This is a genomic window from Planomicrobium sp. CPCC 101079 (assembly GCF_007859275.1).
In the GTDB taxonomy this organism is placed as follows: domain Bacteria; phylum Bacillota; class Bacilli; order Bacillales_A; family Planococcaceae; genus Planococcus.
Map to the genome: position 1 here is coordinate 136,527 of NZ_VOHC01000032.1, position 11,405 is coordinate 147,931.

12 protein-coding genes and 1 riboswitch are annotated in these 11,405 nt (G+C 43.9%); of the genes, 4 read left to right on the forward strand and 8 right to left on the reverse strand.

Going from position 1 to position 11,405, the window contains the following annotated elements:
• Positions 1-431: 431 nt before the first annotated feature.
• Genes mmuM through FQV28_RS17920 form a run of 4 tightly spaced genes read right to left on the reverse strand, consistent with a single transcriptional unit; the run spans position 432 to position 3,715 of the window.
• A complete protein-coding gene (gene mmuM, locus FQV28_RS17905; RefSeq protein ID WP_146497883.1) occupies positions 432-1,373 on the reverse strand; it encodes a homocysteine S-methyltransferase in 942 nt (313 codons plus the stop codon).
• Positions 1,374-1,415: 42 nt separating this feature from the next.
• The gene (locus FQV28_RS17910; protein ID WP_146497884.1) at positions 1,416-2,156 is read right to left on the reverse strand and encodes an amino acid ABC transporter ATP-binding protein; all 741 of its coding nucleotides are present in this window, start codon (positions 2,154-2,156) and stop codon (positions 1,416-1,418) included.
• Positions 2,153-2,875 (reverse strand): amino acid ABC transporter permease, encoded by a 723-nt coding sequence (locus FQV28_RS17915; protein ID WP_146497885.1) that lies wholly within the window; start codon positions 2,873-2,875, stop codon positions 2,153-2,155. Before FQV28_RS17915 ends, FQV28_RS17910 begins: the two co-directional genes overlap by 4 nt.
• A 21-nt stretch (positions 2,876-2,896) precedes the next feature.
• Entirely contained in the window at positions 2,897-3,715 is an 819-nt protein-coding gene (locus tag FQV28_RS17920; RefSeq protein WP_146497886.1) for a transporter substrate-binding domain-containing protein, read from the reverse strand.
• Between the two features lie 258 nt (positions 3,716-3,973).
• Positions 3,974-4,077: riboswitch (SAM riboswitch) on the reverse strand.
• 338 nt (positions 4,078-4,415) lie between these two features.
• On the opposite strand from FQV28_RS17920, the gene solA reads away from it, so the two are divergent.
• Positions 4,416-5,558 carry an N-methyl-L-tryptophan oxidase gene (gene solA / locus FQV28_RS17925; protein WP_146497887.1) on the forward strand — a complete coding sequence of 381 codons (1,143 nt, stop codon included), beginning with the start codon at positions 4,416-4,418 and terminating at the stop codon, positions 5,556-5,558.
• 230 nt (positions 5,559-5,788) lie between these two features.
• On the opposite strand, the gene FQV28_RS17930 is transcribed toward solA, so the two are convergent.
• Both FQV28_RS17930 and FQV28_RS17935 read right to left on the reverse strand, forming a co-directional pair.
• Positions 5,789-6,979: a DUF4317 domain-containing protein gene (locus FQV28_RS17930; RefSeq protein WP_146497888.1), complete on the reverse strand. Its 1,191-nt coding sequence runs from the start codon at positions 6,977-6,979 to the stop codon at positions 5,789-5,791.
• Between the two features lie 149 nt (positions 6,980-7,128).
• Positions 7,129-8,079, reverse strand: coding sequence for a VOC family protein (locus tag FQV28_RS17935; RefSeq protein ID WP_146497889.1), 951 nt, complete (start codon positions 8,077-8,079; stop codon positions 7,129-7,131).
• A 35-nt stretch (positions 8,080-8,114) separates the two neighbouring features.
• On the opposite strand from FQV28_RS17935, the gene FQV28_RS17940 reads away from it, so the two are divergent.
• A complete protein-coding gene (locus FQV28_RS17940; RefSeq protein WP_146497890.1) occupies positions 8,115-8,690 on the forward strand; it encodes an alpha/beta hydrolase in 576 nt (191 codons plus the stop codon).
• A gap of 74 nt (positions 8,691-8,764) precedes the next feature.
• Here the strand turns inward: FQV28_RS17940 and FQV28_RS19340 are convergent, their stop codons facing one another.
• Both FQV28_RS19340 and FQV28_RS17945 read right to left on the reverse strand, forming a co-directional pair.
• Entirely contained in the window at positions 8,765-8,908 is a 144-nt protein-coding gene (locus tag FQV28_RS19340; RefSeq protein WP_186763933.1) for a hypothetical protein, read from the reverse strand.
• A gap of 181 nt (positions 8,909-9,089) precedes the next feature.
• Positions 9,090-9,461: a winged helix-turn-helix transcriptional regulator gene (locus FQV28_RS17945; protein WP_146497891.1), complete on the reverse strand. Its 372-nt coding sequence runs from the start codon at positions 9,459-9,461 to the stop codon at positions 9,090-9,092.
• A gap of 218 nt (positions 9,462-9,679) precedes the next feature.
• Here FQV28_RS17945 and fdhA point away from each other — a divergent pair, with 218 nt between their 5' ends.
• Positions 9,680-10,894 carry a formaldehyde dehydrogenase, glutathione-independent gene (gene fdhA, locus FQV28_RS17950; RefSeq protein ID WP_146497892.1) on the forward strand — a complete coding sequence of 405 codons (1,215 nt, stop codon included), beginning with the start codon at positions 9,680-9,682 and terminating at the stop codon, positions 10,892-10,894.
• Positions 10,895-10,939: 45 nt separating this feature from the next.
• Complete coding sequence (locus tag FQV28_RS17955; RefSeq protein WP_146497893.1) at positions 10,940-11,359, forward strand: GlcG/HbpS family heme-binding protein; 420 nt, start codon at positions 10,940-10,942, stop codon at positions 11,357-11,359.
• Positions 11,360-11,405: the final 46 nt, after the last annotated feature.

Here is an 11,405-nt window from a genome sequence, read left to right on the forward strand (position 1 = left end):
TTTTGACTCCCCTTTCGTGCGCTTGCATTCCATACAGCTTTACTGCCTATCTTAACTTGCCTTTGACACAAGAATATCATTCTATAGGAATTATTGCCCTTAGATCTATTCAATAAACGAATAGATAAATCATAAAAAAATACAAGAAAAAAATAACGAAAGTGGAAATTTCCACTTTCGTTATTTCTGGATTGCAAAAAGAAGTGAGAAGGAAATTTTTCAAAGGCTCTAATATACTTCCTGCAAAGTATTTCTAAACAATTCATCAAGAAGTTCCGTTGGATCCTTCACTTCTATATTGAGTGTTTTGGCATATTCTCGAGGCGCTCCATTTCGTATTCCACATTTTTATGCTCTTCTTGGGATAATGCCTACCTCATTTTAAACACAGCTGCCTGCTATAACTCCTTACAAGGGCATCTGCGCTGTCTTCATACCGTTTTCCGGGCCCATCCCGTAATGGCCGCAATATCCTCAGGAGTGGTTCTGCAACAGCCTCCGATAATTTGGGCGCCAGCTTCATGCCAGCGTTGTGTGCTAGCGGAAAACGGATTCGCCGCAAGCTCTTCGTTCCACGTTTTGCTCGTCGGATCGTATTGTTCACCTGAATTGGGATAAACAATGATCGGTTTTGAAGATCGGCTTTTTATCTCGTTAATTAACGACTCTATAAATTGCGGTGCTGAACAATTGATGCCAATTGCGGCAGCTTGCTCTTCTCCATCCAGCCATTCAGCACAGACGGAAATCTTTTCTCCATCACTTATGTGGAAGCCATCCTTTGCACTAAAGCTGAACCAAGCACAAACCCCTGGAAACTCCTCGAGTACCTTTAGGATCGCTTTCGCTTCCGCCAGGCAAGGAAGCGTCTCACACGCGAGAAGATCCGCCCCCGCTTCCACCAATACCCTAATCCGGTCTTTATGAAAGGCAACCAATTCATCTTCGGTCAAAGAATAATTCCCGCGATATTCAGAGCCGTCCGATAGAAAAGCGCCATACGGTCCGACAGAGGCGGCGACTAACGGCTTCGGCCTGCCGGACTTGTCATTCAAGTTCGTCCAAAACTCGTCGCGGGCCTCTGATGCAAGCCGGACAGACTTTTTGATCAAGGCGATTGCTTCTTCCTCAGTCAATCCTCTTTCTTTATACCCTTCAATTGTCGCCTGGTAGCTTGCCGTGATTGCACAATCTGCACCGGCATGAAAATAATCGAGATGGACTTGCTTTATCAATTCCGGCTTCTCCATTACGATTTTTGCTGACCATAGGCGATCATTTAAATTGCATCCATAATTCTCGAGTTCTGTCGCCATCGCACCGTCCAGAATCAGAATAGGATAGTCCGTTAAAATTTCCTGTATAGGGTTCACTCTAAACCATCCTTCCACTGGCCAAACTTGTTTCGCCATCTTTTATTTGGTTCTGATTGCTTTGCCTAAAAATTGTTTGGTTCTCTCAGCTTTAGGATGATTAAAAATTTGCTCAGGTGTTCCCTCTTCAATAATCACACCATCTTCCATGAAAATGACGCGATCGGAGATTTCACGAGCAAAATTCAGTTCATGTGTAACAATAAGCATCGTATTCCCTTCGCTTGCCACCTTTTTGATCGTTGTTAAAACTTCATCGACTAGTTCTGGATCCAAGGAAGATGTCGGTTCATCAAACAGTAGAACTTCCGGATTGAGTGCAAGCGCCCGGGCAATTCCCACTCGTTGCTGCTGCCCGCCTGATAGTTGTGCCGGATAGTGGCTTAACCGGTTCGTTAAGCCGACTCTTTCGAGAATTTCCAAGCTCTTCTTTTTTGCTTCAACCTTATGGACTCGCTTCACACTGGTCAACCCAACCATCACATTTTGCAGCACGGTAAAATTTTTAAACAAGTTGTATTGTTGAAAGACCATTCCTGTTGAATTTCTTAAAGTAACGATATCTGCTTTGCTTGCTGATTCAGCATCCACTCTTTTATCGCCAATTTCAACGATTCCGCGTGTCGGCTGCTCCAAGAAATTAATGCAGCGCAAAAGAGTGGATTTGCCTGAACCGCTCGGCCCTAAAATCGAAACGACTTCGCCTTTATTGACGGTTAGGCCGATCCCTTTCAGCACATGCTGGCTGCCGTAATACTTATGGATGTTTTCCAATTTAATCATGAAGCAATCCCTCTTTCATATCTGCGAGCCCGCTTCTCAATTAGTACCAACAATCGCTCTACTACAATACAAAGAATCCAGTAGACAATCGATACCCCGATATACACTTCAAAAAATGCCAACCCGCGGGAACCGAGAATTTTGGCTTGTCCCATAATATCTATAACACCAATAATGAAAACAAGAGAAGTGTCCTTGATCGTGCTGATAAACATATTTCCAAGGTTGGGTATGGCCACGGCCAAAGCCTGCGGAAAAATGATTTGGAGCATCATTTGAGCAGGGGTCATCCCGATTGATTTAGCGGCTTCGAATTGCCCACGGTCAACCGATTCAATTGCAGACCTGATTGTCTCGGACAAATAAGCCCCCAGATTCACAGAAAACGCCACCAACGCATAGACCTCTGGGGGAATGCTATTAACATCCGCCGATTGAAGCCAGCCATATTGGATCTGCAAATAATAAATAATTTTAGGTATTCCATAAAACACAAGATAGATCTGCACCAACAAAGGGGTTCCCCTGATAAATGATACGTAAATAGACGAAATTACCCTTAATACCGGAACCCTATATATTTTGATGAGTGCCGTAATCACCCCGATAAACAAACTCAAAATCAGCGAGCCTACAGCAATCCCGATCGTAATGGGCAGCCGCGAAATAATAGCAGGAATACTTTCTATTAAAAAATTGATATCCAGTAAATTTTCCATATTCTCTTCCCTTCCACAAACCTATTCAGGGATGTATTCTCCGCCGGTCCATTTTTCCGACAACTCGGCCAACGTGCCATCTTGTTTGAGTTCTTCCAGAACAGGGTCGATCAAAGCCTTTAACTTTTCGCCTTCCTCTTCCTGTTTCAGTACAATGCCCATGTCATCATTGACCAAAGGCTGGCCCACAACTTCCACACCCAGATCATTTTTTTCCAAAACCGCGTTGATCATGATCGGGTCGTTTACATAGGCATCTATACGGCCATTCTGCACATCTTGCAAAATCTCAGAAGGGTTTCCGCTTTCGCTGTATTTCAGGTCAATCGGCTGCGCCGCTTTTTTGTTGTATTCTTCCAAAAGCAATGTGTAAGAATCTCCAGCTAGAGCTCCGACCTTCTTGCCTTCCAAATCCTCTATTGTTTGAATGTCTTCTCTTCCTTTTTCCACGGCAATCACCGTCTGGGAAGCAAAATACGATTCATCGGTGAACAAGTATTTTTCCTGGCGTTCTGGCGTTTTCGCTACTTGATCGGCTATGGCCTGAATTTTATTTGATTCCAGTGCAAGAAACATACTGTCCCAAGGAACAGCAACAAACTCGAATGTATAACCATCCAATTTCTCGTCGATTTCTTTTACAACTTCAACATCATACCCTGTCAGTTCGTTGTTATCGTCTGCAAAAGCAAAAGGAGGATAATCGTTTTGTGTCCCTACCAGAATCACTTGGTCTCCAGTGGCACTTGTTGCTGCTTCTTTTGATGAACACCCGCTTAATGCCCCACTTACACCTAATAATAAAAACAGAGATCCGGCTAAGTAATGTTTTCTTTTCATTTTAAAAACTCCTTTGTTTTACAGAGAGTCACAAGTCAATTCCGTGCCAAAAGCAATGATGCATCTTTTGCTAATTAAACAACAGTAAAGCCTGCGCTGCTTCAATTCATTGTGCAGATGAACCAATTTCCAGAGACCCATGCCTGTCGCCAGTTTGAATCCGGTAACTCTTCTCCTTTCGCTGTAAGAAATAAAACAGCGGCAGTGTTTTTTGTATACAAAAAAACCTATTCCGATACGAAATAGGTTTTAATCTACATCTTATCTCTCAGAGTAAACACTCTGCAGGAATTAGCACCTCTCATAAAAATGATGGTTGCTGGACGTCATCGGGCCTGTCCCTCGGTCTCTCTTGATAAGTTATTTAATTTTTTTACATATTAAAGATAGTATTTTACATTGCCTCTCCTGTCAAATACATTTTTCTTTTACTCCGAATTTATACAAAGAATTTTAATGAAAATTTGAAGATTAGAGTGAAAAGGCAAGGTTTTATGCCTTCTTAAGCTTTTTAAGGAAGTTCATTTCGTATATTAAAAAGCGCGCTATGAAGAATTGACAACAATTCAAATGTTAAATACTATCTAATAATACTTCAAATTTTGGAGAGCTCTTTACAAATAACATCGAATTTTACTTTATCCAGGGCTGTTAGCTTTTAAACCGACCCAATTTCACAGAAGAGCGGAGCGAAAGAAAAATGACAAAAGCCACTGTTTTTGATGTAGCAATAATTGGTGCCGGAACAATGGGAATGGCTGCCGGCGCCTTTTTGGCACAACAAAAAGTAAGCACTTTATTAATCGATGCCTTTGACCCGCCCCACATTAATGGGAGCCATCACGGGGACACCCGCCTCATCCGGCATGCGTACGGTGAAGGCAGACAATACGTTACATTGGTGAAGCGTGCCCAGCAATTATGGGAGGAACTTGAAAAGCAGACAGGCTATAAAATCTTTGAAAAAACCGGAGTTCTGGGCCTCGGCCCAAAAGACTCCCCTTTTCTCCAGGAAACAATTGCTGCTGCTCAAAAGTATGAGCTTCCACTCGAGCTGTTAACTGGTGAGGAGATCAAAGAAAGATGGCCTGGGTTTTCAGTTCCGGATCATTTCATCGGGTGCTTCGAAGCAGGATCTGGAATCATTTACAGCGAGACTGCAATTCAGGCATACAAGGAAACGGCTCTTAAAAATGGCGCAAATCTTGTGACGAATACACCCGTGAAGCACATCGACGTGAATGACGAGCAGGGTGTCAAAATTTCGACCGAAACCACGACATATTATGCCAAGAAAGTAATTGTCACTGCAGGGGCATGGGCAGCAAAATTATTGCCGGATTTAAACCTTCCAATTCAGCCAACCCGTAAAGCCGTTGCTTGGTTTGAAGCACCTTCTGAATTATATGACGCTGCTAACTTTCCGGCCTTTTTTGTAGAAGACACTGATAAAAAAGCTTATGGGTTTCCTAGCCTGAACGGCGCCGGCTTGAAAATCGGAAAATCCGATGGCGGGCAAGCGATTGATCCGAACTCGCATACGCAGAACTTTGGATTGTATGAAACCGATGAAGGCGACTTGAGGCGCGTGCTTGAAACCTACATGCCTGGCGCCAACGGGAAGCTCAATCAAGGGAAAACTTGTTTATACACAAACTCAAGTGACCACGATTTTATCGTTGACTACCACCCGGAAAACAACCATGTCATCTTTGCCTGCGGCTTTTCTGGGCATGGCTTTAAATTCGGCAGCGTGATGGGAGAAGTATTAAGCCAAATGGCTTTAGAAGGGCAAAGTCAATTTGATATTTCAATATTCTCGCTAAAAAGATTCGGCTTGTGACCAAAAGCAGCAAACGGAAGATGCCTCCCTTTACTTTCCACATCTTGTTGTAATTTAATTATGAAAAAAAGCACCTCTAACGAGATGCTTTTTTTCTTTTATTGGCTTTTAGTTTGCTGGCTAAAAAAAGATAAAAAGCCAATCAGCAACTGCCTCAGATATTAAATTTCCTCATTTCTTCCAAAGGGGGCTTTTCAATTTCAGGTAGCTATTGGCTGAGAGACTACCGTTTACTCCAACTCCTCTTCCTGAAGCAGCTTGAACCCTTCAATCATCGTGTCTTCTTCCACCTCGATCAAGAGGCAGCGTTTGCCGTTGTAATTGACCTGCTTCACGTACCGCAGATCCTGCGGGCTAATTTTAATGTCCGCCACTTTCGTGCTGATTTTGATGGACTTAGACGCGTAGCTCGGAATGACGTGGCTGGCTTTCATTTCGTAGTTTTTGTCCTCCACTACCCGCTGAAAGGCCCGCTCCACTTTTTCCGTGCTGACATCTTTTACGCCGCTTGCCTTCAAGACACGCGTTACTTCCACCGTATCCAAAGTCGGCGTATCCTCTTCATCTTCGCTCTCTTTTTCCACGACCAGCATATGATTGATCTCATCATATACACCGGCAAGGGTTCTTGAATTTACTTCCTCTCCAATTACCGCTTTGACGATTTCTTCAAACACTGCTTTATCTTCTTCGGCGGTCATGATTTCCTCACCGTTCAGCACGTTCTCGATAAACTGGAAATCCGGGTTGTTCGCTTTGCTTGCGGCATAGATGATGTGGTTGACGTCTGCGGCGTTGTCCGTGAAGCTCGGGAACAGGAAACCGCCAATTGGAGAAGTCAGTTTAATGACGGGATCGGCCAAGACGTTCGATTTGAACTCCCGCTCGATAAAATCAAACACCAGCGAACTTTTCGGCAGCTCAGTCTGGTTGATGCTGCTCAGGATGAAAGGCGTCGTGTACACTTCATCCCGCATGTCGATTTCCGTTTCATCAGGCTCACGTTTCGTCGTTTTAAAATAAGTGCCGCGGATGAACGTGATGACCATGTCCTTTTCGTAGGTTTTGTCTTCCACCATCTTCAAGGCGATGCGCTGCATATTTGCTTTCCAGTCATCAGCATCATCTGCCTCTAGCCCATCGTACAGGAGCCGCTGCGTATGGTCCTCTTGCCCTTCTTCCTGCCGCTGGAACTTCACCTCAAACAGCTTCTCATCCAGTTTCCCGCCCAACACCTTCTTAAAATTAGCAAGAAACAACTCTTGCTGCTCCCGGTCCAATAAGGAAAACGAGCGGCTCTCCTCGTGGAAGATTTCCGTCGTTTCCCCTTTGATGTAAACATTATAAATATCGGTGATTTTCAATAAATCGGTATCTAGCTTGAATCGTTTTCGGATATCTGCTATATCGTTCTTGTTCATGTTTAATTCCAACTTTCTGCTTAAGATCCGTGTTGTACGCAAAAAAAGAGCAGCCAAAGCGTTTGTTTAGCTTTTTGGCGCTCCTTTATTATAACAATATTTTTATATGGAGAAAGGAATGCTTCGAAACACAGAAGCTGGATGTCTTTTTAACGCTTGATTTGGCTTTCGATATAACTGCGCCGGCTTTCTAAAAAATTCGGCAGGAACAATGGGATGGCATCATAGTCTGCCGTTTCTCCGGTTGGTTTTACGAAGTTCGCCTGCTCCGTCGCTACTTCGATCAATAAATTATTCGGCTCCCGGTAATACAGCGATTCAAAGAAATCACGTTGTTTTATGCCGGAATACCTGAAGTTGATATCCAAAATCATTTTCTCCACTTTATCCAAATAGGTACGATCTTTGGCATTCAGTGCAATATGCTGGACTGAACCAGCCCCTTGCACTTCAATATCCCGTACCCTGTCTTCGATGAGGTGAAGCTGCTGCCCAAACAAGGAATGCTCTCCGCCTAATACCGTCACTTCATGATGGTTGTGTTCATACGTCTCGATTTTTTGAAAGCCATGCATTTTCATAAAAGCGCGCGCAGAAGCTTCTGCGTAGCGGACCCGGCACTGGAAAGAATCAATGCCCAAAATGGCATGCTCCAGTGGAATATCAGCCGACTCGTGCGGTGCATGTTCGGAGGCCTCGCCTTTTCTTAAAGGCGTCAGCGCCAGCTGTATGCCGTCACGGTCTTCAAAATGCAAATACTGTCTGCCTTGATAGTGTTCAATTCCGCAATTGAATACATCGTTGGCTTCGAAGCGGGCTTGCCAAAATGGGAGCGACGCTTCGGACGGTACCGCAAAAACCGTGCGTTCTAGACTATTGGTGCCGAACTTTTTTTGCGGAGCGCTTGGCATTTCAAATACGCTGAATTCGGTTCCCGGCCGGCCTGTTTCGTCGCCGAAGAACAAATGGATCATTTCAATCTCATCTTGGTTTACGGTTTTCAATAGAAATTCCAAACCGAGTAGCTTATGATAAAAATCAAAGGTAACATAACGGTCGCGGTTGATGACTGACACATGGTGAATAATCGGGCTTGTCATAGAGCACCACCTTTATTGGGATTGGAGAAGGAATTATGGAACATTTTAACATAGACACAAAATCCAATACATCTTTTGTTGTTTTTCACGGCACAGGCGGAAACGAGTATTCCCTGCTGCAAGTGGTCGGGGACCTCGATCCGACAGCGAATATCCGTGCCTATATAGGGGACGTCGGCACAGGAACAGAACGCCGCTTTTTTGCGCCGCTGGAAAACGGGCACCTGAACCGCAGCGATGTTGATATGCATGTTGCGTCGTTTTTAACAGACTGGGCAGAGCAGAAACCTGAAGGCAAAGTCATCATGCTGGGCTATTCAAACGGAGCCAATTTCTTGCTGGCACTTCTGGAGAAAGAGCCGAACCTTGCAGACGCGGTGGTCCTTTTGCATCCTTCGAATTTAACGTATCATTTTTCCGGCACTTCAAATACTGCGCTCTTTTTGACAGCCGGCGCACGCGATATGATTTCCATTCCGGGTGAATCCTTGAATTTGTCCAAAACACTGGCCGAACATTTCCCGCAGACCACATTCAAGCTGTTTGATCACGGACATGAAATCGCGGATGAAGAAGTGGATTTTATCCGTTCGAAACTGGCGAGCTTATAGAAAGAGAAAAAATCATGCAGAGCTATTTTCTGCATGATTTTTTAGCTTTTATTACATTCTAATCAGTATTAGGACTAGAACGCTTTGATTTCGTCCACCGTCTTCCGGTCCAATCGTTTGATCACTTCAGTTATCAGCTGGACCGTATGTACATAATCATCGTAATGGATTATCGAAGTCGGGGTATGCGCATAACGGGACGGCACATTGACCAGCAATACCGGGCCTTTCCATAATAAGTGAAAGAACCACTGAAAGCATTATCGATTCAATGCTTTCAGTGGTTCTTTTGTTGAGTACTCTTCCTTATGATAAGGCTCATAGAAGCAGATCTAACTGAGAAATTCATTTGGTCGAAACTAGCAATACTTCTACAAAAAGGATTCTTTACAAGAATCCTCATACATTTTTGGTAATAGCGTAGTATTTTATATTTTCCTTTCCCCATTCGTACATCATCAGAACGATCGGCATCAAGCTTTCCCCTAAATTTGTTAAAGAATATTCTACTCTTGGCGGGACTTCGGGGAACACTTTCCGATGGACAATCCCATCCTCCTCTAACTCCCTAATTTGAGTGGTTAATACCTTATGTGTAATTTTTGGAAGCAATCGATTAATATCACTAAATCGTAAAACCCCCTCTGTTGCTAAATGGTAAATAATGATGATTTTCCATTTTCCGCTGATAAGAGACAAGGTTAATTCTTTTTCACAATTAAATTCGCCGCTTTTAATTTTTCTTTTTGTTTCTGTCCGTAAGTCATCCATTGGACTTCCCCTTTCCTTGTGATGATTAAAAGTATCCTTTTGGTAACCTTCTCACAAAAAAGTGCCTTCTTCCAATGAAAAGAATTATATTTTAGAATATATAGAATATAATGAATAATCACACTTATCCTTTAGTTGTTTCGCTTTCCATCTTTAAAGCAGGATGGGCATAAAGATCAGATCTTGTATTTGAAAAAACAGGACAGGAGATGATAGGAATGGCAGGAAACAGAGCGGTTGTATACAGAGGTGCAGGAACTGTAACGGTTGAAGATATTAGTTATCCTGAATTAATTATTAGGGACGGCCCTGGGGTAAATCCTTTGAATGTAGGGCGTAAATGCGAACACGGGGTAATTGTGAAAATCGTTACAACAAATATTTGCGGAAGCGACCAACATATGGTGCGTGGACGCACTACAGCTCCTTCAGGGCTTGTATTAGGCCATGAAATCACAGGCGAAGTCATTGAAGTGGGACGTGATGTTGAATTTATCAAAAAAGGAGATCTGGTCTCTGTACCATTTAATATTGCTTGCGGCCGCTGCCGCAGTTGCAAAGAGCGTGATACCCATATTTGCGAGAATGTAAATCCCGATCGCCCCGGATCTGCTTATGGCTATGTAGACATGGGAGGATGGGTCGGCGGCCAATCAGAATACGTCATGGTCCCTTACGCAGATTTCCAGTTGCTGAAGTTTCCGGATAAAGATCAGGCGATGGAAAAAATACTCGATTTAACGATGCTTTCTGATATTTTTCCAACGGGTTATCACGGTGCAGTGAGTGCTGGCGTCAGACCAGGATCTACCGTCTATGTTGCGGGGGCCGGTCCAGTAGGTTTAGCCGCTGCCCACTCTGCCCAGCTTCTAGGAGCATCTGTTGTAATTGTGGGTGATTTGAATGGCGAACGCCTTGCACAAGCCAGAAGCTTCGGCTGTGAAACCGTAAACCTAAGGGAACATCCGGATCTCGGAGAGCAAATAGATCAAATCTTAGGGGTGCCGGAAGTTGATTGCGCTATTGACTGCGTTGGCTTTGAAGCTAGTGGACATGGCGAAGGAGCCGGTGAATCACCCGCTATTGTATTGAATTCCATTATGCAAGTTACTCGCGCAGGCGGCCGGCTTGGCATACCCGGACTCTATGTAACGGGCGATCCAGGCGCTGTTGATGAAGATGCGAAAATCGGAACCTTAAAAGTGCGCTTAGGGCTCGGCTGGGCAAAAGCACATACTTTTGTAACTGGCCAAACACCAGTCATGAGGTATCACCGCGACTTGATGATGTCGATTTTAAGCGGAAAAGCACAGATTGCCAAAGCGGTAAATGCCACAGTGATTTCATTGGATCAGGCACCTGGGGCCTATGCTGAATTTGACCAAGGAGCTTCTAAGAAGTTTGTCATTGATCCCCATGGAGTTTTTAAATAAGCAGGCTATTTTTCTATGTGCCCATTAAAAAGGAGGTTCGTTCTTATGTATAAAATCACGTTAGATGTAGCAAAAGAAATCATTGCCGGTGCGGAAGAAGAAGCAAAGAATATCGGCGTTGCCATGGTTATTTCGGTTGTAGATGATGGTGGAAATCTGATAGCCATTCACCGGATGGATGATGCTTGGCTTGCGAGTATTGACATTGCCCAAAACAAGGCATGGACATCCGTAGCGCTAAAAATGCCTACAGCAAATCTGGCTGAAGCAACAGTTCCTGCGGCTGAACTTTTTGGATTAAATACGACCAATAATGGGCGCCTTGTCGTTTTTGGCGGTGGGATCCCCCTTCTCGTTGAGGAAAAAGTAGTGGGCGCAATAGGAGTCAGTGGAAGTTCAGTGCCTCATGATGTCCAAGTTGCGGAAGCCGGCGTAAATGCATTTAACACGCAACAAGCGCAATAGCAAACTTCTATATTCCTTTTTTATATTGAAGAGTCAGGATTAATAT

Bases quoted from the DNA above. Each gene is read 5' to 3' on its own strand.
- FQV28_RS17935 (WP_146497889.1), bottom strand. From the start codon at position 8,079: ATGACAAGCCCGATTATTCACCATGTGTCAGTCATCAACCGCGACCGT.
- FQV28_RS17940 (WP_146497890.1), top strand. From the start codon at position 8,115: ATGGAACATTTTAACATAGACACAAAATCCAATACATCTTTTGTTGTT.
- FQV28_RS17910 (WP_146497884.1), bottom strand. From the start codon at position 2,156: ATGATTAAATTGGAAAACATCCATAAGTATTACGGCAGCCAGCATGTG.
- FQV28_RS17920 (WP_146497886.1), bottom strand. From the start codon at position 3,715: ATGAAAAGAAAACATTACTTAGCCGGATCTCTGTTTTTATTATTAGGT.
- solA (WP_146497887.1), top strand. From the start codon at position 4,416: ATGACAAAAGCCACTGTTTTTGATGTAGCAATAATTGGTGCCGGAACA.
- FQV28_RS17930 (WP_146497888.1), bottom strand. From the start codon at position 6,979: ATGAACAAGAACGATATAGCAGATATCCGAAAACGATTCAAGCTAGAT.
- FQV28_RS17945 (WP_146497891.1), bottom strand. From the start codon at position 9,461: ATGGATGACTTACGGACAGAAACAAAAAGAAAAATTAAAAGCGGCGAA.
- fdhA (WP_146497892.1), top strand. From the start codon at position 9,680: ATGGCAGGAAACAGAGCGGTTGTATACAGAGGTGCAGGAACTGTAACG.
- FQV28_RS17955 (WP_146497893.1), top strand. From the start codon at position 10,940: ATGTATAAAATCACGTTAGATGTAGCAAAAGAAATCATTGCCGGTGCG.
- FQV28_RS17915 (WP_146497885.1), bottom strand. From the start codon at position 2,875: ATGGAAAATTTACTGGATATCAATTTTTTAATAGAAAGTATTCCTGCT.